Here is a 24,613-nt window from a genome sequence, read left to right on the forward strand (position 1 = left end):
TATTCACTATCATTTTCTTTTTGATATCAGAGGCTATTATAACATATCATGAATGTTTCACTAGTATCCAAATCCATGAAAAGGAAAGGCATCATCCTATTGAATGATGCCTAGTTCCCCCATTTTTAAATTATCCCAGTATTTCGTGGAGCTTTTGAGTTAGTTCAGCTCTTTCAAGTTCAAGAACCTCACCCGTTTTGCGGATTTTCACTTCGACAATTCCGTCGGATGCCTTTTTACCAACAGTCACCCTGACAGGAAGACCGATCAAGTCGGAGTCTGCGAATTTTACGCCCGCACGTTCTTGACGATCATCCATTAGAACTTCCATGCCTTGTCCCTTTAAATCTTTATATAATTCTTCTGCCAGGGCAGCCTGAGCCTCATCCTTCATATTGATTGGAATCAAATGGACTTGATATGGCGCTAAATTCTTTGGCCAGACCAATCCTTTTTCATCGTTGAATTGTTCAGCGACAGCTGCAAGTGTACGGGAAACCCCAATACCATAACATCCCATGATCATTGGCTGCGACCGCCCATTCTCATCCAGGAATGTCGCATTCATAGCTTCGGAATATTTTGTTCCTAGTTTGAATACGTGGCCTACCTCAATCCCTTTGGCAAATTTAATTTTTCCGTTTCCGTCGGGTGATGGATCACCCTCTTGGATGAAACGAAGATCTATATAATTGGCCACATTAAAATCACGAGCGGGATTGACGTTCACATAATGGTGGTCTTCCTCATTTGCACCACAAACTCCATTAACCATGGCTTCAACGGCAAGATCCGCAATCACTTCCACTTCAGAAGTGACATTTATTGGTCCAAGAGATCCAATTGCACATCCCAAGACTTCCTTCGTCTCATTTGGATCGACCAAATCAACGATTGAAGCGTTAAAGAAGTTCTTCAGCTTGATATCATTGACTTCATGATCTCCTCGTACCAAAACTAGCACATACTTTTCATCCACTTTAAACAATAATGATTTTATTAGTTTCGCTGCATCAGTATTCAGGAATGAAGCAACTTCTTCTATCGATTTTTGACCTGGTGTATGAATTTTTTCAAGTGCAATTTGTTCTTCGCCGCTTTTTTCATATTTTACATTCACAGGTGCCATTTCAATATTGGCTGCATAATCGGAAGTATCCGAATAAGCGATGGTATCCTCCCCTATTTCAGACAGGACCATGAATTCATGTGTATCCTTACCACCCATTGCCCCAGAATCGGCAATGACCGCACGGAAGTTCAACCCACAACGGCTAAATATATTCGAATATGCCTCATATAAATTTTTATATACAGCATCCAGGCTTTCTTGATTAGCATGGAAAGAATAAGCATCCTTCATGATGAACTCACGTCCACGCAGCAATCCGAAACGCGGTCTTTTTTCATCACGGAATTTGGTTTGGATTTGGTAAACCGTCAATGGAAGACGCTTATAGGATTTCACCTCATCGCGAACTAAACTGGTTATCACTTCTTCATGCGTGGCACCAAGCGCAAATTCACGGTTGTTGCGATCCTTAAGCCGCATCAGCTCTGGACCATAAGTATACCAGCGTCCAGATTCCTGCCAGAATTCGGCTTGTTGTAAAGCCGGCATCAACAGTTCCACTGCACCAGCATTTTCCAGTTCTTCCCGAACGATCGCCTCAACCTTTTGAAGCACCTTTTTTCCAAGCGGCATAAAACTATAAACCCCGCTGGAATTTTGTCTCATAAATCCTGCACGCAATAGCAGCTGATGACTTTTGATTTCAGCATCTGCAGGCACTTCCCTCAATGTAGGGATCAACGTCATACTTTGTTTCATATCTGCACCTCTTCAATATTTCCTTTAAATTACTTAGCTTCGGTAAATTTGATACCGCAACATTTTAATACGGTCATTTCATACAAAAAAGAATTTCTGGTCATTCAGAAAAGCTAATTTAATATACTCATTCTCGATTATACTTACGATTTCCCTAGAAAACAAACAATTTCCCCAAAACGATTAAAAAACTAGGAAATCCCTTCAGATAAGAAAACGGCCAACAGATAATTCTGCTGGCCTGTTTTTGCATTATCCAAACATGTCTTACAGGAAGAATCGCTGGATGTCATTCCAGGTAACGACGATCATCAATAACATCAGCAAAGCAAAGCCGATGAAGTGGACCATCCCTTCTTTTTGACGGTCAATTGGTTTCCCTCTTAAGAATTCGACCACAAAGAATAACAGTCTTCCTCCATCCAATGCCGGCAGCGGAAGCAGGTTCATGATTCCCAGGTTAATGCTGAGCAGCCCTGCCCATTTCATTAACGTGAATAAACCTTGTTTCGCCACTTCCTCAGTTGATTTATATATGCCTACAGGACCAGATAAACTGTCAATCGTAAATCCGCCCGTTACAAGATCACCAAGGATGATGAAGATTTGTTTTGTCCAAAAATACGTTTCTGTAAAACCATATTGTATAGCTTTAATCGGTGCTTTTTCAACCGGAGGGTAAACACCGATAATCCCGATTTTCTTCCCTTCCCTTTCCACTTCTTGTGGAACAACCGGTACTTCTAATGTTTTCCCGTCCCTGTCAACGACGAACTCGATCTCTTGCCCAGGGTTCTTCTGAATGCTTTCCTGAACATCTCCCCAAGTGGAGACTTCCGTCCCTTCTATGGATTGAATGACATCTCCCGATTTTAAACCGGCATTTACAGCCGAACCATCCGGAGTCAACTCACCAAGTTTCGCTTCATCCACCACGACACCTTGAAACAGGCCGATCAGCACAAAAATGACAAAAGCCAAAACGAAATTCATTGCCGGACCAGCTACAATCGTCAGAAAACGATGCCCAAGCGATTTTGAGGCAAATTGCCGGTCAAAAGGAGCAATCTGGTTCTCTACACCATTTTCAACGATCACAGCTTCTTTATTGATGGTAAACGTTTTTAGTGTATCTTCCTCGCCCTCTTCATAACCAGTAAGGATCAGTTTATGGTCAAGGTCAATCACTTCAACTTCCACAAGACGAATATCAGGATATTTATCTTTATTGTTCAAAATGATCTTTGTAACATTCTCATCATTATCGAACATTAACCCCACCCGATAGCCGGGTTTCAATTCTATATTTTCTGCATCTTCACCGGCCATACGCACGTAACCGCCAAGAGGAAGCAATCGGATGGTATAAACGGTTTCCTTCTTTTTATATGTGAATACTTTTGGCCCGAAACCGATTGCGAACTCACGGCATAAGATTCCTGCTCGCTTTGCAAACACTAAGTGCCCAAGCTCATGGAAAAATACTAGAGCTCCAAAAATGATGATGAACGCTATAATCGTTTCTAAAGTCTGCATGTTCCGGTCACCTATCTTTCACTAAAGATTCTATATACTGCCTTGTCATATTATCGACTTCCTGAATCGTTTCTAAATCTGGAAGGGCTATGACGGAATGCTGATTCAGCGCTTTTTCAATCAATGTCTCAATTTCAAGGAAGGTTACCTTTCCAGATAAGAACGCAGAGACTGCGGCTTCATTGGCGGCATTTAACACAGTAGTCATCGTTCCGCCCATTTTACCTGCTTTATAAGCGAATTGCAAACAAGGATATCTGGTGAAATCCATATCCCTAAAATGCAGTTTGCCTGCTTCAGCAAGGTTCAATCGTTTGCGACCTGCCAGCGGAATACGGTCTGGATAAGTAAGTGCATATTGTATCGGCACCCGCATATCCGGTGTCCCCAGTTGTGCTATCACGCTGGAGTCATGAAACTCAACCATGGAATGGATGATGCTCTCCTTATGTAGCAATACATCAATTTTATCGTAGGGAAGATCGAATAGCCACTGGGCCTCAATCACTTCCAAACCTTTATTCATCATTGATGCTGAATCGATCGTGATTTTAGCTCCCATTGACCAGTTCGGATGGTTCAGTGCCTCTTCCACCGTTACATCCTTCAATTCTTCCCTGGTCCGATCTCGAAAACTGCCTCCTGAAGCAGTAATGACAAGACGTTCTATATTTTTTTCCTTTTCACCTTGCAGTGCCTGAAAAATAGCGGAATGCTCACTGTCAACCGGCAGCAATCTGACCCCCGCTTTTTTTGCTTCACTTATGACCAAATGACCTGCCGTCACCAACGTCTCCTTGTTGGCGATTGCAATATCCTTTTTAGCCTTTATTGCTTGAAGTGTCGGATAAAGACCCACGCTTCCGATGACGGCATTGACCAATATCGTCGCCTGACCATAAACAGCAACAGCAGTCAATCCCTCATCCCCATACATGAACTCGATATCTTTGCGGTTGGAGAATTCACATTTCAAAACATGATAATCTTCTTCCGTCTGGACTGAAACCAGTTTCGGTTCAAACTCTTGTATATAAGTCCTGACCAATTCTATATTCTTTCCAGCAGAAAGCGCCACGATCTTGAATTGATCTGGATGGGACCTAACTACATCCGCTGTTTGTTGACCAATCGATCCTGTCGCGCCCAAAAGGCTGATATTTTTCAAATTGTTCATCTCCTAATTCATATAACGCTTGCCTATATTTATATTATAAAACATGCAATAAATGCAAAATCGGTAAAATGAAGATCACACTATCTAGCCTGTCCAAAATTCCACCATGTCCCGGGAGAAGCTTCCCTGAATCCTTTACGCCATAATGACGTTTATACGCCGATTGGACGAGATCACCCAATTGGCCGAATACCCCAATGATTAATGAAATCAATAATAATTGTAATAACGTGTAATCAAGGCTGGAGAAGGCGTAAAATAGAACACCCACCACCATCGCGGATATTAACCCGCCGATAAATCCTTCCACCGTCTTGTTTGGACTTATTTCCGGCCACAGCTTTCTTTTACCAAGCGATTTACCAATGAAGTAGGCTCCGGAATCAGTTGCCCAGATCGTAAATAGGGTAAGCAGGATATAAATCAGCCCCAACCCCAAAGAGTCACGTGTTTCAAATAGGAAGTAGAAACCTATGCCCAAGTATAGGATTGAAATCACTAGAAAGCCTGCGTCATCAAAGGTAAAACGGTTTTTTGAAACGACTGTATAAAGTAACAGCAGCAAAACCCCGATTAAGAATACTTGAACTTTATCATAATTAATTTCTGCCAAAAAAGCGGTATGCTCATTAGGCAATAAAAGCACCCACAATAATATGTGAGAAAGAATTGCTTCAAAAGAAAGTACACGTAACTTTTTCATTTTCATCAGTTCATATAAACCAATTGAACCTAACAGATAAACCGTCAGTAAAAAGGGAGTGCCCCCTAAAATGACTAGTGGAATGAAGATAGCGGCAACTGCGACCGCCGTAATAATTCGTTGTTTCATTATTCCATTTTCCTCGCCTTCTACATTAAACGCCACCGAATCTTCGTGAACGCTTTTGATACTCCTCAACTGCCTGCAATAAATGCTCTTCACTAAAATCCGGCCACAGCACTTCAGTAAACCACAGCTCCGTATAAGCAGACTGCCAAAGCATGAAATTACTTAAACGGATTTCACCGCTTGTACGGATCAGTAAATCAGGATCCGACAAATGTTTGGTCATCAGGTAACTGGATACCATTTCCTCCGTTACATTTTCCTTTATTATACCATTCTTAGCATCTTGAATGATGCTATTCACTGCAGAGACAATCTCCCCACGGCTTCCATAGTTCAGGGCAAAATTCAGAATCATCCCATCATTGTCTTTCGTGTCTTCCATTGCCCGTTTAACGGCACTTTGAGTATGTGACGGAATGAGTGACAAGTCCCCAATCGTTTCAACTCTAACATTTTCGGAAATGAGCTCGGGTAAAAAAGTCCCAAGAAATTCCTGGGGCAGCTTCATCAAAAAGTCAACTTCACTTTTCGGACGTTTCCAATTTTCAGTGGAAAACGCATAGACCGTCAAAGTTTTGACCCCTAATTTATTGGCAACTTTCGTAATTCTACGAACGGTTTTCATTCCTTCATGATGACCCGCCACACGTGGCAATGCACGCTTTTTGGCCCAACGGCCGTTCCCATCCATAATGATGGCGATATGCTGAGGAACATCAAACTGTTTAATATGCTGAATCCTATTTGTTACATCGGAAGAAGCATCTTTTTTAACGAAACGCTTCCAAAGTGAATACATATGTTAGTCCCCCATCAGGTTGTACTTATCTCTCTACAAAGGCAAAGTTTTTCGTGCACTATGTATATCAAGCTTTCTGCCGCTTAAAAAGAATCTATATTATAATATCAAAAAAAAACTGGTTCTCATATTATTATTATGAAAATTATTTCTTCATTAGAAGCTTGAAAGGGAGAAATCATTCCTTATTTTTTTCTAAAACCGATTATGACTGCCATGAAAAATGCAAAAAAAGGACCACCTCCAACGTTTGCATGCAACATACTAACTCAAGGAGTAATCATTATCGGAGAAACCTTATTATAACAGTTTTCTCCTTTAAGCACACCTATATGTTAGCACCAAGACATGACCCAGTATGGATTCGGCCCTCTTTATTTAATCAATACTTCAATGGAAATTATACTTCCAAAATTTCTTTTTCTTTATCTTTTGTAATTTCATCGATTCTCGTGATATTGCCATCTGTCATCTTTTGGATGTCATCAGCATAGCCACGTAAATCATCTTCAGTGATTTCACCACTTTTTTCAAGCTTTTTCAAATCATCATTAGCATCGCGACGCACATTACGGACAGCTATTTTCGCCTCTTCCGCTTCTTTTTTCACAACTTTCACAAGCTCTTTTCTGCGCTCTTCAGTTAACGCCGGGATGGCTATCCTGATGACCGATCCATCATTAGAAGGATTTAAGCCTAAGTCTGATTTCAAAATCGCCTTTTCGATTTCACCCAATACCGTTTTATCATATGGTTGAATGACTAATAGTCTGGCTTCCGGGACAGAAATACCAGCCACCTGATTAACTGGTGTCGGCGAACCATAATAATCAATCGAGATTCTATCAAGCAATGAGGCATTTGCCCTTCCGGCACGGATGCTTGCTAATTCACGTGTGTACGCTCCAATGGCTTTTTCCATTTTCGTTTTCGCATTCGAAATAACTTGTTTCGGCATCTTTTATTTCCCCCTTACAATAGTTCCAAGCGTTTCGCCTAAAACGGCCCGTTTAATATTACCTTTTTCCATGATCGAGAAGACGATCAATGGAATATCGTTGTCCATGCATAGTGAGGACGCAGTTGAATCCATTACTTCTAACCCTTCTTTAATCACATCAAGATAGGAAAGTTTATCATACTTCACTGCATTTTTGTCTTTAACCGGATCTGCATTGTATACGCCATCCACATTATTCTTCGCCATCAAGATGACATCAGCTTCAATTTCTGCAGCACGCAGGGCGGCAGTGGTATCCGTTGAGAAGTATGGATTACCTGTACCAGCTGCAAAAATCACCACTCTCTTTTTCTCTAGATGCCTGATTGCACGGCGTCTAATGTATGGTTCTGCGACTTGTCTCATCTCAATGGAAGTTTGCACGCGCGTTTCAATTCCAAGCTGATCAAGGCTGTCTTGTAATGCCAATGAGTTCATGACTGTAGCCAACATCCCCATATAATCGGCATTAGCACGATCCATGCCCATTTCACTGCCTATTTTCCCGCGCCAGATGTTTCCGCCACCGACAACAACAGCCACTTCCACATCAAGCTCAGCCACTTCCTTGACTTGTTCAGCAATGGATTTAATCACTGCAGGGTTAATTCCAAATCCTTCTTCACCGGCTAATGCTTCACCACTTAGTTTTAGAACGACACGTTTATATTTAGCGTTACTCATGAGAACCTCCAACTATGTAATCTTTTCATTCGTTCATCATGCTTTCTTGCAATACTGCCAAAAATTCATGACATTTCAAAAAATAGGGAACACAAGAGTGTTCCCCATTATTAATTATCTGACAATTAGTCTTTTTTAACTTGGTTCATTACTTCTTCAGCGAAGTTTTCTTGACGTTTTTCAAGACCTTCCCCTACTTCATAACGAACGAATGATTGGATTTTTCCACCTTTTGATTCAACGAATTGTCCCACTTTTTGATCAGGGTTCTTAACGAAAGCTTGTTCGTTAACACAGATTTCTTCGTAGAATTTATTGATACGTCCTTCAACCATTTTCGCAACGATTTTTTCAGGTTTTCCTTCATTAAGAGCTTGCTGCGTAAGAACTTCGCGTTCGCGTTCTAATTCGCTAGCATCCACTTGGTCGCGAGAGATATATTTAGGGTTAATTGCAGCAATATGCATTGAAACGCTTTTAGCTGCCTCTTCGTCAGTTGTACCTTCAAGAACTGATAGTACGCTGATGCGGCCACCCATGTGAAGGTATGCACCAAATGCATCGTTATCTGTTTTAGAAACGACTTGGAAACGGCGAAGAGTTAATTTTTCCCCAATTTTAGCAACAGCAGCATTGATATGATCTGCAACTTTTGCTCCATTTTCCATTGTTTGCTCAAGAGCAGCTTCAACGCTTTCAGGTTTGTTCGCAAGAAGGAACCCAGCCAATTCCTTAACAAGAATTTGGAAGCCTTCGTTTTTAGCAACGAAATCAGTTTCAGAGTTCACTTCAAGAATAACCGCTTGGTTTCCTTCAACAACGATTGAAGTTAAACCTTCAGCAGCGATACGGTCGCCTTTATTAGCAGCTTTTGCAATTCCTTTTTCACGTAGGAAATCGATTGCCTTTTCCATATCGCCTTCAGTTTGTACAAGTGCCTTTTTACAGTCCATCATACCGGCACCAGTTTTTTCACGCAATTCTTTAACTAATTGTGCAGTGATTGCCATAATATATATCCTCCTCAAATTAAATGCAGTTTATTCAATCTTTACCCATTATTGCCAAAAAATACTTGTTATCATCAAAGAAAATAACGAGCTTTGACAATATTTTCGAAAAACATCCACATTTTCAGTCAATATGACGGAACTAAACCAGCAGATGATTTTCATCCCTTAAAAATCGCCCATACCTTTTAAAAATGACATTCCGTACAGTGATTTTATGTATGTTTATTTAGTGCAAAAAAAAGGGATAAAAGGCATTATCCTCTTATCACCTTTTTTCTTACTGAATAAGCAACCTTTTTTACTTATTAAGCAGTAGTTGTTTCAGTTGCTGTTTCTTCGCCTTGTTTAGCTTCTAAGATAGCATCTGCCATTTTACCTGTTAATAATTTAACAGCACGGATTGCATCGTCATTCGCAGGAATAACTACATCGATTTCATCCGGATCACAGTTTGTATCAACGATACCAACAAGTGGAATGTGTAATTTGTGTGCTTCCGCAACAGCAATACGCTCTTTGCGTGGGTCGATAACGAAGATCGCATCTGGAAGAGTCTTCATATCTTTAATACCGCCTAAGAATTTCTCTAAGCGATCCCATTCTTTTTTAAGTTGGATAACTTCTTTTTTAGGAAGGACTTCGAAAGTTCCGTTTTCTTCCATTTTTTCGATATCTTTAAGACGAGCGATACGTTTTTGGATTGTTTCAAAGTTTGTTAAAGTTCCACCTAACCAACGTTGGTTTACATAGTACATACCAGAACGGATAGCTTCTTCTTTAACAGATTCTTGAGCTTGTTTTTTAGTTCCGACGAAAAGAACAGTACCGCCGTTAGCAGCTAGTTCTTTCACGAAGTTATAAGCTTCTTCAACCTTTTTAACTGTTTTTTGAAGGTCGATGATGTAGATGCCGTTACGCTCAGTGAAGATATATTTCTTCATTTTTGGGTTCCAGCGACGTGTTTGGTGTCCGAAATGCACACCAGCTTCAAGCAATTGTTTCATAGAAATGACTGACATTTTAGTTCCTCCTAAATGGTTTTGTTTTTCCTCCGCACCGATCATTTTCATACAGAAACTGTCGTAACAGCACCATCTGCAAGAATCACGGGGCGTGTGTATTAACACCATTTCATAATATATCATAATGACTCTGCACAATCAAGAGATAAGTTTATCTATTCATGCGAAACTTTAGTAATAGCTCTATCTCCGTTTGACCGCGACCTAACTTTTTGGCGATTTCAACTACTGAATGTCCTTGATCCGCTAACATATCCACTTTTTCATTTAATGACCGTTCATTTAACGAAGCCTGCAGCATGTCCGAAAATTCCATGGCAGCCGATGCAAGTTCCAATTTGTCCTCGACTTTTACGGGTAAAGCATTGGCCTCATTTTCTTCAGGCATTATTTTATAAGCGATAATCGCCTGCTTTTTAGCGGCGGCACGACTTCCCGCTTTATACTCTAGCAGAATGTTTTGTTCTTGTTTTTCTTGTTTTTCTTCCTTAGTTTCTTTGATTGAACCATGTTCTTGTCCTTTTTGTCCATGCTCAGGATTCATCGCCACCGAATTGTTGATTGCCTTTACCAGTGTCTCGTTGTCCTCCTTTATCTTCATTAAATAACCAGACAAAAGTTGTTCCATTTCTCCAATGACGGCTTTTTGGTCTTTTTCCAACTTACTTAAACGATTTTGCCGAAGATATAAAACGATGATGGCAAAAATGGTGAATATGTTCAATATAAACAACAGAAATATAAAAAATGCTGACATGCTGCCTCCTAATTAACCGGGATAGTCAATCCTGTTACCTTTAACGGATGGGGATCTTTTTTCACTGTTGTTTTTTTCTTGATTACTTTCCCTATGCTCTTCTTGACAACGTACAGTTCGAAGATTCTGTGATTTCGAAATATTTATTGATGAAGGTATCCCTAAAAATTCTATCAAGTTGATTTATAGGGCTTTCTTCAATCAATAGGAATCTCTTATGACTTCCAAACTCCATAGCCTCTTCAATGAAAATATCTTCATTAAATCTTTTGATCTTGCATCGTGTTTCTTAATTTATAAATCGCTTTCGAGTGAATTTGGGATATCCGTGACGTAGATAAACTCATCACTTGTCCGATTTCGGTTAACGTCAGTTCTTCTTTATAAAAAAGCTGTAAAACCAACTGTTCTTTTTCATTTAGGGTTTCAATGACTTTGGCTAATTCCTCATACAGTTCATCCCTTAACACATGTTCCTCAGGTAAATCCGCCTTTTTATCTTTAATATGAAAATTCACGCTTTCTTTATCGTCCTCTTGGGGATTTTCATCCATAGATAGTACATTGGCAAAGAAATTCTCATTTAATGCAGCATATACTTCATCTTCCGGAATATTCAATTCAGCGGCAATTTCATTTGGCGAAAGGTTCCTCATGTATTGCTGCTCCAGCTTCTCTATTGCAGATTCAATTTTCTTGGCTTTATCTCTTGCACTCCGTGGAAGCCAATCCTCTTTTCTTAATCCATCTAAAATGGCACCACGAATTCTAAATGATGCATATGTGTCAAACTTGAGGTCACGCTTCGTATCAAAACGTTCCAGGGCATCGAATAACCCCATCATCCCTAAACTCCTTATATCATCCCGGCTCACATTTTTAGGAAGACTTACTGAAATACGTTGAACATGGTACGATACGAGAGGTATGTATTTCTTTACCAAAATGTCCCCGGCTAGCGGATCTCTGCAATCCACCCAATTTTTCCAACATAACTGCTCTTCTTCGATGGTCAGATGAGACATTGGACATCCTCCTAACATTGTTATACGATTTGTGATCAATACGGCCCTTAAAGCCATACATGCAATAATAATTCGGTTGCAAATACATCTGTCATATTTTGGTTTTTATAGAGTCAAATCCGATCCTATATGTTTTTAGTCCCTTTTGTAACGGTCCGTATATTTAGCAGACAATCATTTAAATTGAATTCAATCGTTCTTCCGCTATTCCCGCCAACATCTTCGGCAACGATTCTAATCCGCAAGTCAGATAACCCTTTCCGGACAGCTTCCACATTCCGGGGTCCGATTCTCATTAAATCCCCTCCGGAGGCAAATTGAAACATTTGTGCTCCGCCAGCCAGCTTCGCTTTTAGGAATGGCATTCTTGCGCCTTCTTTTACTAATACCTGCACTAATTCGTTTATCGCCGTATCTGCAAATTTGGCAACGTTGATCTGTCCCGATTTAGCGAGTGAAGAGTCTGGAAGCATGATATGGGCCAAACCTGCAATTTCTTTTTTTTCATCATAAATCACAACACCGACACACGATCCCAAACCTGAAGTACGAATCGTATAGGGAGGTTTTATTATATTCATATCAGCTATTCCAACCTTAACAACCTGGACCTTTACCGATTCAGTCATTAGGTGAGACTCCTAAGGCGGAAAAAATGATATCAAAAAATTCGGGATCAGGTAATAAAAAGAAATGACCACTAACCGAGTCAGCAAAAAGCTGGTCATTTTCAAGTACAGTTTCAATGACGATGGCTGCGTCACTTACTTGAGATAATTCCAATAACCCATAACTGATCGTTGCCCCTACCATATCGATGCTCAAGGAAGGAACGGATGGATAGATATTCAATCGGGTAAAATCAGAAAGGGAAGAGAGATAGGATCCCGATAAAATATTCCCTAATTCCTGAAGGCAAGAGAGTGCCAATTCAGTATAGGGTGCGGATTCCATCAAAAAGGTTTCATCACCAGTCATCCTACGAATCAAGTATTGGGCTACAGGTAGTGAAAGGATAAAAAACATACTTCCTGAAGCATCACCTTCTATTCTAAGAAAAACGCTGGCCACGACGTGATCGGCCCCGCCAGCCATTTCCATCATTTCATCAAAGGAAACGATTCGGACATTAGGAACATTCATATCAATTTTCCTATTAAGGATGGCAGAAAGTGCAGTTGCTGCGTTTCCTGCACCTATATTACCGATTTCCTTCAAAATATCGAGCTGAAGAGTGTTGATTTTCTCAATGAACGACATATGATTATCCTTCTCTTAACATATTTTCAGTCATTTCAAGACTTAAGGCCTTCTCCAAATTAATCAGGACAAGCAGTCGCTTTTCAATTTTAGCCACTCCGCTAATGTATTCTGAAGCCAAATGTCCCACAACTTCAGGCTGAGGTTCGATACTCTCCACTGGAATATCCAAAACATCATTGGCAGAGTCCACTATTAACCCCACCTCCATATCATCCAGAATGACGATGATAATCCTTGTTGATTCATCGTATTCCACCTCTTCAAAATCAAAACGAACCCGTAAATCAATAATTGGAGTGATTACCCCCCTTAAATTTATGACTCCCTTAACGAATTTTAAAGCCTTTGGAACCCTGGTAATATGCAGTAGCTTTTCAATGCCGCTGACCTTATCCACTGGAATTGCATATTCCTTATCCTTTATTTGAAATACGATTACTTTCATATCCTCCGACATCTATTCCCCTCCTTTAAAAAACTAATGATGATTGTGAAGTCTTGACGAAATCTGCATCGACACGGTCGAACCATCTCAATACCTGCACGATTCATCTATCATTCAATGAATCAATGTGTTGCAATCTATGATTAATGCAACTTGACCATCACCAAGTATCGTAGCCCCGGATATGGCAAATGCACTGGTTAAATAATTGCCCAATGATTTCAGAACGATTTCCAGTTGCCCGATAAATGAATCTACAACTAATCCCGCTAATTTATCACCTTTTCTTACAATGACCACAGAGAGGGACTCTTCTTCTTCCTGATTGATAGGAACTTCAAATATATCTTTCAAGAACAGAAGCGGCAGAACCTTACCCCTGAAGTCAATGACTTGTTGATTATGGGCATTCATGATATCTGCTTTTTTTATGATTGCTGTTTCTATGATGGAAGAAAGCGGTATGGCATATTTTTCGTTTTGGATGGCAACCAGCATGACAGAAATTATGGACAATGTAAGCGGAAGCTGAATAAGGAAGATGGATCCTTCATTTTCTTTGGAATCGATCGTCACAAATCCACCAAGGGACTCAATGGTATTTTTAACTACATCCAGCCCCACACCGCGTCCCGATACATCTGAAATGGTTTCCGCTGTCGAGAAACCAGACGCGAATATCAATTCATAGATTTGCTTATCCGTTAGGGTGGCGGCAGTTTCCTTAGTTAATATCCCATTGGATAGCGCCTTGTTCAAGACTCGATCTTTATTGATTCCTGCGCCGTCATCCTCGATTTCAATGAAAACATGATTACCGCTGTGATATGCTTTTAACAGGATTTTCCCTTCTTCATTCTTCCCTTTCGCCAAACGTTCTTCGGGTGTTTCAATTCCATGATCCATGGCGTTCCTTATCAAATGTACGAGAGGATCACCGATTTCATCAATGACTGTACGATCAAGTTCCGTTTCGGCACCGTTGATTTCCAAATTGACTTTCTTGTTTAAGTCCCTTGCCAATTGACGTACCATTTTAGGAAAACGATTGAATACAGTTTCCACGGGCACCATCCGCATATTCAATACGATTGTTTGTAAATCACTGGTTATACGGGACATTCTTTCTACTGTTTCATGCAATTCTTGATTATCCAATTCACTGGAAATTTGATCAAGCCTGCCTCTATCGATTACTAGTTCCTCGAATAAGTTCATCAATATATCAAGCCGCTCAATGTTCACTCGAATGGTCTTGCTTGATGCCGTCTTAACGGGTGCCTGTTTTTTCTTATCATCATATTCCGTTGGAAGCTCGGCATTATTTGTCTCTTGTTTTGGGATTTCAGTAACTTTATAATCTTTAGAATGGGCGGCATACCGCAAATGTTCAAGATTAAGTGCATTTACAACAACTTGATTCACTTCTGAAACCTTCATGATTTTATTCTTTATCTCATCACTCGATTCCCTTGTTACCACCGTGATGGTAAATCGCTGATCGAATTGCTCTTCTTCCAAAAGTTCGACGGGTGGGTGTGACTTGATTACTTCACAGGACTTTTCAAGCACCTCAAAAACCATAAACACCCTGGCAGCTTTTAAAAGACAGTCCTCACGCAACCCTATCGAAATTTCGAAGCTGCTGAATCCCTGATCCTTTGACTGCTGTAGTACTGTAGTACTGTCCATTCAAATTCATCGTACTCTACAACAGTCATTTCCTCCTTTTCAAGGACGGCAGAAGCTGCTATCACTTCTGCAATGGTTGAAGAAACGGGCGACTCGCCTTTTTCAATCTTTTCCAGCTGATGGACAACCCCCATCACATTTCTTTTTCCATCTCCACCTTCAGCAATGGACATGACCATCGCTTCTAAATCATCTACCGCTAAAAATATCACGTCAAACAATTCAGGCGAAAGAACGATTTGACTGTTTCGGATCGCATCCAAAACATTCTCCATTTTATGAGTTAAATTGGCTAGATCCTCATAACCCATAGTTGCCGACATCCCTTTTAAGGTATGGGCGGAACGAAAGATTTCGTTTACAATCGAGAGGTCTTCCGGGTTCTTTTCGAGTACCAGCAACTGTTCGCTGCATGTTTGAAGATGTTCTTTACTTTCTTCAATAAATACCTCTAAATACTGATTCATATCCATACAATCTCACACCTCCACGTGTTAACAATAGCTTATTACCGCTCTAGCTATTTTTTCTACATCCTCTATGCTATCTATTAACTTGGTATTGATTGCTGCCTTAGGCATACCAAAAACGATTGAAGTCTCCTGTGATTCGGCTATCGCTTTTAAAGGACCCTTTTTTTTCAGCTTGGTAAGCCCCTTTGACCCATCCATCCCCATCCCGGTCATAATAACGGCTATTTTCGCATAATCATTCATTTCACTCACCGATTCAATTAGCACATCAACCGACGGGCGATGTCCATTACGCAATTCGGATTGATCCAAAAGGATTGCCCAGCTCATTCCGACTTTCCTCACTTTCAAGTGATAACCTCCAGGTGCGATGTAGGCGACACCTTTTTGAATCAGTTCTCCCTCTTCAGCTTCCTTCACTTTAATCTTGCATAACGAATTCAGGCGTGTTGCCAAGGATTTTGTGAAACCGGGGGGCATATGCTGGACAATGAGTATAGGAGCATCAATGTCTTCTGGAAGTCCTGTCAAGACAGTCTGCAGAGCTCTCGGGCCTCCTGTTGATGTACCGATAACTATTATTTTTTTGTATCCATAGAACCATTTTCTTCGATTTTTTTCATTTATTGACGATACTATTGAATCTATTTTACTATATTTTTCCCAAACGGATGGGCTTCTTTCAATATTTCTCGCATTTTTTTCTAGTATGTGAACATTTGCCCTGCTGGCAGCCATAACTTTTTCATGGAGTTCTTTCTTGATTTTATGTAAGTCCAATGAAATGGCTCCCGAAGGTTTAGCCACAAAATCAAAGGCTCCGCTGTTCATCGCGGCCAATGTATTTTCCGTTCCTTTTTTTGTTGTGCTTGATAACATGACTACAGCGGTTGGACATTCATTCATGATCCGGTTTAATGCTTCCAACCCGTCCATAATCGGCATTTCCACATCCAAAGTCACGACATCGGGTTTTAAAGTCTTTATTTTTTCTATGGCATCTATTCCATTCCTGGCAGTCCCGATGATTTCCATCCTGCTATCTTCTGCCAAAAACCCTGAGATTAACTTTCTCATAAATGCAGAATCGTCCACTATCAGCACTTTTACTTTATCCATAGAAGGAGACCTACTTTCCCAAAAAATATCTCTTTATATTTTGGAGGAAACGGCTTTTTTGCAAAGTCAATTCTTCCCCAAATGAATGATTTGCATATCTCGAAGCAATGTCCACGATGGCTTTGGATACATCAGCTTCAGAATCGAAAAGGAGAAAGGGCATTTGTTTGGCAACAGATTTGGGTACGATTCTATCATCTGGCAAGTAACCTAGAGCTACAGCTTCCAGACCTAAAAATTTCACTAGCGCATTTTGTAGCCGCTTAATCGTTTCATTGCCGTCTTTACTCGAGAAAACACGATTGCAAACTAGGAAGAATGGAATCTCTTTGTTTACTGAATGAATATATTTCATTGCGGAATATGCATCCATGATGGAAGTAGGTTCAGGCGTCGTGATAACGACCAATTCATCCACACATAACAGGAATTTCATGGAATCCTCAGTGATGCCTGCACCCATATCAAATAAGATATAATCGTAATTTGCCAGCAATAAACTGAATTCTTCATTAAAGCGGGTATACTTATCTTCATTAAGTGAAAAGAGATTCGTCATCCCTGTTCCTCCTGAAATGATTGAAATATTTCCCGGTCCTGACATAATGATATCCTTCAACCTACATTCAAAAAAATCAATAATACTGCAGGGCGAGTGTTCACCGATCAAAATATCAAGATTCCCCATACCGATATCCATGTCGAACAACAGTACCTTTTTCCCTCTTTGGGATAAGGCAATGGAAAAATTCAAAGAAAAGTTTGATTTTCCCACTCCACCTTTACCGCTTAAAACGGCAATCGTTTTGGCCATTGATTGATTTTGGCGGGCTTCCAATCTTCTTCGTAAATTCTCAGCTTGATCTTTCATATTTTTTAGCCCCAAAAGCCATTTTCATTAGCTGTGATGATGTAGCTATTTCAATATCGTCCGGTACATTCTGTCCATCTGTTATATAGGCGGCTCCTAATTTATGAGTGTGTATAAAATTGAATACAGGCCCGAAAGTGGAAGTTTCGTCCGCTTTTGTAAAAATGACCTGTTTAAGCGGTATGGCAGCAAACTGTCGATAAATATCTTCCATATCCTTCTGTTTAGAAGTCAATGACAGAACTAAATAGGTTTCCATCTCATCTGTAAAATGGATGATTTCATTAAGATCCTTAACATATTGCGCGTTACGGAAATTCCTTCCGGCCGTATCAATAAAAACAAAATCATAATGTGAGAAGCGTTCAGCCGCCCTTTTGAAGTCTTCCAGATTATAAGCCACTTCTATGGGAACGTTTAAGATCTTGGCATATGTCTTAAGTTGATCTATTGCAGCAATCCTGTACGTATCCGTCGTAATGAAAGCCACCTTTTTATCATGCTTCAACATGGTTTCTGCAGCCACTTTTGCCAGGGTCGTCGTCTTTCCCACACCTGTCGGGCCAACAAAATTAATATACTTTTTTTGCAGCCCGGTTTTTCCATTATCGACCTTTTCCAAAATCCCGAACATGGCTTCTTCCAACCAAACTTGAACCTCTTCATCAGTGGATTGTTGTTTAAAAACGAACCATTTTTCAAGAAGTTCATCCATGATTTTGGACCGAAGTGAACGATCCACTTCCTGCCCTGTTAGGTATTCATGCATTTTCTGCAGTTTCCCCGGATATTTTCGATCAGGAGAATAGACTTGCAAGCTCTTTATCATATCTTTCAAACCTTCGATTTCTTTTAATAAGGCAGCACTTTCCCTATTGCCTTCATTAGATTCAAGGGCATGACTTGCCATTTCCAGCTTTGATGGCAACTTCTTCGATTTTTGTTTGGTCACGGTTTGGTTAGACTGGGACATGGGGTCCATTGCTGCAATGACTTCAATATTCCTCTTCTTGAATAACCCTAAGAAACCACCAGTATATACAGCCTTTGAACTTAAGATTACCGCATCACTGCCTAGTTCCTCCCTTATTCGCTTCATTGCCTCGTTCATTGTTGGTGCCAAATATTTCTTTACTTTCAATCGAAATTCACCACCCCTACACTTTGTACTTCTACATTCGATTCGAGTTCATTGTATGAAAGAATCGGTACATTAGGAAAATAACGTTCAGTTAATTGCCGGGCATACATCCTTACTGCTGGAGAGCAGAGTAAAATCGGTTGGTGATCCATTAGGGTCAGCTCTTCCAATTTGGCTGCAATTGCCTCCAATATGGATTGCGATAGAGTTGGATCCAATGATAAAAAATTACCATGTTCGGTTTGCTGTACACCATCCGCGATGGTCTTCTCCACTTTCCCCGATAATGTTATGACTTTAATTCTATTTTCATCCGTAATAAAAGAATTCGTTATTTGTCTGGCTAAATTCTGCCTGACATACTCAGTAAGCAAATCTGTGTCAGTCGATAACTTGCCATAATCAGCAAGTGTTTCGAAAATGATCGGTAAGTTCCTTATTGAAACTTTTTCCTTCAATAATTTTGCCAATACCTTTTGTACATCTCCTATAGACAAAGGAGTCGGAGTGACTTCCTCCACCAGTATAGGTGCCGATTCGTGAAGATGATCGATCAATTGTTTCGTTTCCTGCCTCCCCAATAATTCCTGAGCATTGGCCTTTATGACTTCCGTCAAATGAGTGGATACAACGCTTGGCGGGTCCACAACTGTATAACCCAACAACTCGGCATGTTCTTTCATGTCATCCGTGATCCACTTGGCTGGTAAACCGAAAGACGGTTCTATTGTATCGATTCCTTCTATTGAATCATCCTCCATCCCCGGACTCATGGCCAAGAAATGATTAAGGAGCAATTCACCCTTTGCCATGACGCTTCCTTTAATCTTCAGCCGATACTCATTGGGATTCAACTGAATGTTATCACGTATTCTGACAACCGGGATCACGAGCCCCAATTCAATTGCAAGCTGCCTGCGGATCATGACGACCCTGTCCAGTAGGTCTCCCCCTTGATTGGCATCCGCAAGCGGAATCAATCCATATCCAAACTCAAATTCGATTGGGTCGACACTTAAAAGGTTAATGACGCTTTCTGGACTTTTCATTTCATCGGTTTCCAACACTTCTTCCATTTCTTGTATTTCACTTTCGTCCTGCTTCGGAATCCTTGAAATCGTATACCCACCAACGACTAATAAAGCAGCAATCGGAATGGTGAATAAGTCAGAAATGGGAGTGAATAACCCTAAAAGGAAAATGGTTGCTGCTGTTAGGTAAAGCATTTTGGGAAATTGAAATAACTGTTCAACAATGTCCGCTCCGAGGTTTCCATTCGAGGCAGCCCGGGTTACAACTATTCCCGTAGCTGTAGAAATCAATAAAGCTGGTACCTGACTCACGATACCGTCACCAACCGATAACATGGAAAAATGGACGGCTGCCTCTCCAAAGCTCATGTCCAATTGCATGACGCCAATGATCATACCGAAAATCAAGTTAATGATGACAATGATGATGCCCGCTATGGCGTCCCCTTTAACAAACTTACTCGCTCCATCCATGGATCCATAAAAGTCTGCTTCGTTACTAATTTTTTCCCTTCTGGCACGAGCTTCGTTTTCGGAGATCATCCCAGCATTTAAATCTGCATCGATGGCCATCTGTTTCCCTGGCATCGCATCCAGCGTAAACCTTGCCGCCACCTCCGAGACCCGTTCGGAACCTTTCGTGATCACGATGAAATTGATGATGACCAAAATGATGAATACAACTAATCCTACAAGCACGTTACCGCCGACTACAAATGAACCAAAGGTTTCTACAACTCCCCCAGCATCACCATATGTCAAAATGGCACGAGTCGTGGAAACATTCAACCCCAGCCTGAACAACGTCAGTAAAAGGAGCAAGGAAGGAAAGATTGAAAATTCGAGAGGCTCTTTCATATTCATCGTAGTCAATAGAACCAGCAACGCAAGAGAGATATTTAATAGGAGTAAAATACTTAACAACCAGGTTGGCAATGGAATGACCAACATGGCAACGATCATGATGACGCTCGATATAACAACTAAATCTCTTGCTCGCATGTTTTTTTCTCTCCTAACTAGCGGGTTACCTTATTACTTCTTTACAGTTTACCTTTGGTTTTATATACAAAGGCCAGTATTTCAGCGACCGCCTTAAAGAACTCTTCAGGTATCGCCTGGCCTAATTCAGCTTGATCATATAAAGACCTGGCCAAAGGCCGATTTTCCACCATGATCACATCGTTTTCTTTAGCAATGAATTTAATTTTCTGCGCAACAAAATCAACGCCCTTTGCCACTACATACGGAGCCTCAGCTTTTTCTTGATCATATTTTAAAGCAATGGCAAAATGCGTCGGGTTGGTGATGACCACATCCGCATCGGGAATTTCCTGCATCATTCTTTGAGCGGCCATCTGCCTCTGCTTTTGCTTTATCTTGGATTTGATGAGCGGGTCCCCTTCGGAATTTTTATACTCATCCTTAATATCCTGTTTGGACATCCGGATGTTTTTTTCAAAGTCATATTTTTGATACAAATAGTCTAATAGAGCAATGAACAATAAGGCCACAGCGGCATAAAATCCTACTTTTATCGTAATATCCGCCAATGTTGCCATTGCTTCTTCCACAGAAATCTGTGATAAGATCATAATCTCATCCATGCGCTGCCATAGTACATAAGAGGCAACAAAACCAACAAATGCTATTTTAAGAATGGATTTCAATAATTCAACAATGGCCCTCATTGAAAAAATACGCTTGAATCCTTTAATGGGATCCAATTTTTCAAGTTTGAACTGAATGGATTCAGTCGAAAACAAAAATCCGACTTGCATGACATTAGCCAATATCCCAGCCACTAACGCTGCTGCGAAAACGGGTCCCAGGATAAGGCCCATCTCCTTTAAAACCTCAATCATGATAATTTGCATATATTCCTCGTTGAATCTAGTCAAGGTAAAATGTTGCAGATATTCTTTCATGAGACCGAGCAGATGATTATACATGTACGGTCCCATAAGCAATAATACTGAAAACACTGCAAGTAAATTCACAGAGGTATTTACATCCTGACTCTTTGCCACCTGACCTTTTTTCTTCGAATCCTGACGTTTTTTGGGAGTCGCCTTTTCGGTCTTCTCACCTGCGAAAAACTGCAAATCCAACTGAAACCTCTCCACATCAAACGCCTCCAATCAACTGCATTAGATGACGCATGGTCAAAAGCAAGAAATTGAAGAGTTGAGTGACAACTGTCATCATCATCCCCATTACCAGTATGATAACCGCTAAGCCGGCAATGATTTTCACTGGAATACCGACAACGAACACATTTAATTGAGGGACTGTCCTGGCAAGGATCCCCAGCGTGACATCCACTAAGAAAATACTTCCCACTACAGGTATGGACATTTGAAAAGCAATCATGAAAGCTTTGCTGAAAGCTCTGGCCAAATATTCTATCAGTGCATGATCTCCGAATGGTACAAATAATTGGTCAATCGGGATGAACTGATAACTATAAAAAATTCCATCCAAAAGCAAATGATGTCCGTTAGTGCTCAATAGGAATAATAAAGCGATCGTATAAAGGTATTGTCCCATCAACGGGCTTTGTGCCCCCGTTTGGGGGTCGATGACATTCGCTATTGAAAAACCCATTTGAAAATCAATCAATCCGCCAGCGACTTGAACGGCCGACAAAATCATATACGCTGTAAACCCAATGAAAAGGCCAACAAGCGCTTCCTTCATGATCAATAAATAAAACGTCACATCCAATTCCAGAACCGGAGCATCGATGGTGTAGTACATGATCCAGGCAAGGAAGATTCCAAGCCCGACCCGATGTTGTACCGGTATAGAACGGTACGAAAAAATCGGCATGGCCACGAAAAACGTAGTGACCCGGACTAAAATTAATAAAAAGGCGGGAAAGTGCGGAAATAATTCCTCCATGCCCTACCCTACAAATCGATTCAGATTGCCGAATATTTCATTTGCATATGATAATAGGTGGCTCAGCATCCATGGAGCCAATAAAATGAGTCCCAATAAGACTGCGACGATTTTCGGAACAAATGCCAAGGTTTGTTCCTGAATCTGTGTAGTCGCCTGAAAGATGCTTACTACTAGTCCTACAATAAGAGCGATTACCATCAATGGACCGGCAATTATCAATACCATATAAATTCCTTTTTCTGCTATATCAATAACAAAATCTGCACTCATTTTTTCTCACCTGCTTAAAAACTCTGTAATAAAGACTTCACCACTAAATACCATCCATCAACAAGAATGAAAAGGAGGATTTTAAATGGCAGGGAAATCATGACTGGCGGCAACATCATCATCCCCATCGACATCAGAACACTTGCAACGACCATATCAATAACCAAAAAGGGAATGAAAATCATGAAGCCAATTTGAAAAGCTGTTTTGATTTCACTGATTGCAAAAGCAGGTACAAAGGCAGTCAAGGGAATGTCCTGTATCGTTTCAGGCTTATCCACCTTGGCATAATCCAAAAATAACGCCAAATCCTTTTGCCTTGTATGGGCACTCATGAATTCCTTGAATGGTATCGAGGCCTGTACATATGCCTCTTCTAAATCTATCTCTTCATTAAATAATGGGGTTAATGCCTTTTCATTCACTTCCTGAAAAGTCGGTGCCATTATGAAAAATGTCATGAAAAGTGCCAAGCCGACCAACACCTGATTCGGCGGCATCTGCTGTGTAGCTAGCGATGTTCTCACAAAGCTCAGGACAATGATGATTCTTGTAAAACAGGTCATCAAGATCAATATGCTTGGAGCCAGCGATAAGACAGTCATTAGAAGAACAAGTTTGACGGAAGTAGAGACATTAGTCGGATCACTGTTATTAAAAAACTCCATGAACTCATTCATTCATTGTCTCTTCCTTTCCTATCAAGCTCCTTTAACAGCTTTTTCCTGCTATCAGACATTTGATCAAGTTGACTTTTGAACTCTGCAGAGAAACTAGCGGTTTCTGAACCCCTTTTCTTCAACCACTTATTTTTCAACTTCATTGCAAGTTCCCCAGGCTGGATCATTTGATCGAGCTTATCGTTGTGATTTTTCAAAAGCTGTTCATATTCCTCGGGATCATCTATTTCTTTCAAAAGCTGAATATTTTCGCCGACCCCGATCACCAATATTCGCCCGCCGACCTTAACAAGCTGAACAGAACGGTTTGCACCAAGGGCCGTACCGCCTAAATTCTCCACTGAATTTGCCTTTTGATACGATTTACTTTTTTTATTAATGAACTTTAATAGGATATATAGAAGGGCCACTACAAAAATAGTAGCAAATATCATCCTCAGAAACTCCCAAACGGTTATCCCCACTTTGTCAGAATTCGTTGCCTGTTTGGTAGATTTCGAGTCTATTGATTCACCTTTATCCACCTTTAAATCATCTGGCTGTTCATAAACATCCTTCACTGTTTTTTCAAGATCTTCCGCATGGGCCTGTATGGCCCCAGAGTAGAATACTGCTATCATCAGTGAGAACTGAAGCCATTTTTTAATTAATACCAATATGAAGACACCTTCTTAACTTAATGCTTTATTTATGGCTTCCAAAACACGGTCTGCCTGGAATGGCTTCACGATAAAGTCTTTTGCACCCGCCTGGATCGCATCGATGACCATGGCTTGCTGCCCCATCGCTGAACACATGATGACCTTAGCTTGAGGATTTATCTTTTTAATTTCCTTTAACGCTGTAATACCATCCATTTCGGGCATGGTAATATCCATCGTTACAAGATCCGGATGGGTTTCTTTATATTTATCCACTGCTTGGGCGCCATCTGCTGCTTCCCCGACTATTTCAAAACCATTTTTAGAAAGGATATCCTTTATCATCATTCTCATAAATGCTGCATCGTCCACAATTAAAATTTTATTAGCCATTATTTTCGTCC

At 40.6% G+C, this 24,613-nt stretch carries 26 protein-coding genes; all 26 read right to left on the minus strand.

Annotation, left to right across the window (positions count from 1 at the left end):
- Window positions 1-130: 130 nt before the first annotated feature.
- Window positions 131-1,831, minus strand: a complete 1,701-nt coding sequence (locus tag ACZ9AO_RS12395; RefSeq protein ID WP_251538994.1) for a proline--tRNA ligase — start codon at window positions 1,829-1,831, stop codon at window positions 131-133.
- Window positions 1,832-2,098: 267 nt separating this feature from the next.
- The gene (gene rseP / locus ACZ9AO_RS12400) at window positions 2,099-3,367 is read right to left on the minus strand and encodes an RIP metalloprotease RseP (protein ID WP_048684772.1); all 1,269 of its coding nucleotides are present in this window, start codon (window positions 3,365-3,367) and stop codon (window positions 2,099-2,101) included.
- Window positions 3,368-3,374: 7 nt separating this feature from the next.
- A complete protein-coding gene (gene dxr / locus ACZ9AO_RS12405; RefSeq protein ID WP_476109165.1) occupies window positions 3,375-4,535 on the minus strand; it encodes a 1-deoxy-D-xylulose-5-phosphate reductoisomerase in 1,161 nt (386 codons plus the stop codon).
- A gap of 43 nt (window positions 4,536-4,578) precedes the next feature.
- On the minus strand, window positions 4,579-5,376 hold the full coding sequence (locus ACZ9AO_RS12410; RefSeq protein ID WP_476109166.1) for a phosphatidate cytidylyltransferase: 798 nt from the start codon (window positions 5,374-5,376) through the stop codon (window positions 4,579-4,581).
- 25 nt (window positions 5,377-5,401) lie between these two features.
- Window positions 5,402-6,175 carry an isoprenyl transferase gene (locus ACZ9AO_RS12415; protein WP_034313634.1) on the minus strand — a complete coding sequence of 258 codons (774 nt, stop codon included), beginning with the start codon at window positions 6,173-6,175 and terminating at the stop codon, window positions 5,402-5,404.
- A 400-nt stretch (window positions 6,176-6,575) separates the two neighbouring features.
- Entirely contained in the window at window positions 6,576-7,133 is a 558-nt protein-coding gene (gene frr, locus ACZ9AO_RS12420) for a ribosome recycling factor (protein WP_048684777.1), read from the minus strand.
- Window positions 7,134-7,136: 3 nt separating this feature from the next.
- Entirely contained in the window at window positions 7,137-7,859 is a 723-nt protein-coding gene (gene pyrH, locus ACZ9AO_RS12425; protein ID WP_034313639.1) for a UMP kinase, read from the minus strand.
- Between the two features lie 125 nt (window positions 7,860-7,984).
- Window positions 7,985-8,869: a translation elongation factor Ts gene (gene tsf / locus ACZ9AO_RS12430; RefSeq protein WP_034313641.1), complete on the minus strand. Its 885-nt coding sequence runs from the start codon at window positions 8,867-8,869 to the stop codon at window positions 7,985-7,987.
- Window positions 8,870-9,177: 308 nt separating this feature from the next.
- Window positions 9,178-9,891 carry a 30S ribosomal protein S2 gene (rpsB, locus tag ACZ9AO_RS12435; RefSeq protein ID WP_034313644.1) on the minus strand — a complete coding sequence of 238 codons (714 nt, stop codon included), beginning with the start codon at window positions 9,889-9,891 and terminating at the stop codon, window positions 9,178-9,180.
- A gap of 154 nt (window positions 9,892-10,045) precedes the next feature.
- Complete coding sequence (locus tag ACZ9AO_RS12440) at window positions 10,046-10,651, minus strand: DUF6115 domain-containing protein (protein ID WP_476109167.1); 606 nt, start codon at window positions 10,649-10,651, stop codon at window positions 10,046-10,048.
- A 260-nt stretch (window positions 10,652-10,911) separates the two neighbouring features.
- Window positions 10,912-11,676 carry a FliA/WhiG family RNA polymerase sigma factor gene (locus ACZ9AO_RS12445; protein WP_476109168.1) on the minus strand — a complete coding sequence of 255 codons (765 nt, stop codon included), beginning with the start codon at window positions 11,674-11,676 and terminating at the stop codon, window positions 10,912-10,914.
- A 125-nt stretch (window positions 11,677-11,801) separates the two neighbouring features.
- Window positions 11,802-12,305 (minus strand): chemotaxis protein CheD, encoded by a 504-nt coding sequence (locus ACZ9AO_RS12450; RefSeq protein ID WP_323598865.1) that lies wholly within the window; start codon window positions 12,303-12,305, stop codon window positions 11,802-11,804.
- Window positions 12,298-12,936 (minus strand): chemotaxis protein CheC, encoded by a 639-nt coding sequence (locus ACZ9AO_RS12455; protein WP_476109169.1) that lies wholly within the window; start codon window positions 12,934-12,936, stop codon window positions 12,298-12,300. The genes ACZ9AO_RS12450 and ACZ9AO_RS12455 overlap by 8 nt, the downstream gene beginning before the upstream one ends.
- Before the next feature lie 4 nt (window positions 12,937-12,940).
- Window positions 12,941-13,396, minus strand: coding sequence for a chemotaxis protein CheW (locus tag ACZ9AO_RS12460; RefSeq protein WP_251538984.1), 456 nt, complete (start codon window positions 13,394-13,396; stop codon window positions 12,941-12,943).
- A 102-nt stretch (window positions 13,397-13,498) separates the two neighbouring features.
- Complete coding sequence (locus tag ACZ9AO_RS12465; protein WP_476109170.1) at window positions 13,499-15,076, minus strand: chemotaxis protein CheW; 1,578 nt, start codon at window positions 15,074-15,076, stop codon at window positions 13,499-13,501.
- The gene (locus tag ACZ9AO_RS12470; RefSeq protein ID WP_476109171.1) at window positions 15,010-15,549 is read right to left on the minus strand and encodes an Hpt domain-containing protein; all 540 of its coding nucleotides are present in this window, start codon (window positions 15,547-15,549) and stop codon (window positions 15,010-15,012) included. The genes ACZ9AO_RS12465 and ACZ9AO_RS12470 overlap by 67 nt, the downstream gene beginning before the upstream one ends.
- A gap of 21 nt (window positions 15,550-15,570) precedes the next feature.
- Window positions 15,571-16,668, minus strand: coding sequence for a protein-glutamate methylesterase/protein-glutamine glutaminase (locus ACZ9AO_RS12475; RefSeq protein ID WP_476109172.1), 1,098 nt, complete (start codon window positions 16,666-16,668; stop codon window positions 15,571-15,573).
- 10 nt (window positions 16,669-16,678) lie between these two features.
- A complete protein-coding gene (locus ACZ9AO_RS12480; protein WP_476109173.1) occupies window positions 16,679-17,539 on the minus strand; it encodes a MinD/ParA family protein in 861 nt (286 codons plus the stop codon).
- Window positions 17,523-18,680, minus strand: a complete 1,158-nt coding sequence (flhF, locus tag ACZ9AO_RS12485) for a flagellar biosynthesis protein FlhF (protein ID WP_421161957.1) — start codon at window positions 18,678-18,680, stop codon at window positions 17,523-17,525. The genes ACZ9AO_RS12480 and flhF overlap by 17 nt, the downstream gene beginning before the upstream one ends.
- The gene (flhA, locus tag ACZ9AO_RS12490; RefSeq protein WP_476109174.1) at window positions 18,677-20,713 is read right to left on the minus strand and encodes a flagellar biosynthesis protein FlhA; all 2,037 of its coding nucleotides are present in this window, start codon (window positions 20,711-20,713) and stop codon (window positions 18,677-18,679) included. The genes flhF and flhA overlap by 4 nt, the downstream gene beginning before the upstream one ends.
- A 41-nt stretch (window positions 20,714-20,754) precedes the next feature.
- Window positions 20,755-21,837, minus strand: a complete 1,083-nt coding sequence (flhB, locus tag ACZ9AO_RS12495) for a flagellar biosynthesis protein FlhB (protein WP_476109175.1) — start codon at window positions 21,835-21,837, stop codon at window positions 20,755-20,757.
- 1 nt (window position 21,838) lies between these two features.
- Entirely contained in the window at window positions 21,839-22,615 is a 777-nt protein-coding gene (gene fliR / locus ACZ9AO_RS12500; protein WP_476109176.1) for a flagellar biosynthetic protein FliR, read from the minus strand.
- 3 nt (window positions 22,616-22,618) lie between these two features.
- Complete coding sequence (fliQ, locus tag ACZ9AO_RS12505) at window positions 22,619-22,888, minus strand: flagellar biosynthesis protein FliQ (protein WP_048684818.1); 270 nt, start codon at window positions 22,886-22,888, stop codon at window positions 22,619-22,621.
- Window positions 22,889-22,902: 14 nt separating this feature from the next.
- Window positions 22,903-23,568: a flagellar type III secretion system pore protein FliP gene (fliP, locus tag ACZ9AO_RS12510; RefSeq protein WP_063596265.1), complete on the minus strand. Its 666-nt coding sequence runs from the start codon at window positions 23,566-23,568 to the stop codon at window positions 22,903-22,905.
- Window positions 23,565-24,224, minus strand: coding sequence for a flagellar biosynthetic protein FliO (locus ACZ9AO_RS12515; RefSeq protein ID WP_476109177.1), 660 nt, complete (start codon window positions 24,222-24,224; stop codon window positions 23,565-23,567). Before ACZ9AO_RS12515 ends, fliP begins: the two co-directional genes overlap by 4 nt.
- A gap of 15 nt (window positions 24,225-24,239) precedes the next feature.
- On the minus strand, window positions 24,240-24,602 hold the full coding sequence (locus tag ACZ9AO_RS12520; RefSeq protein WP_048684828.1) for a response regulator: 363 nt from the start codon (window positions 24,600-24,602) through the stop codon (window positions 24,240-24,242).
- Window positions 24,603-24,613 lie beyond the last annotated feature (11 nt).

This window comes from Peribacillus sp. TE19612, assembly GCF_056279465.1.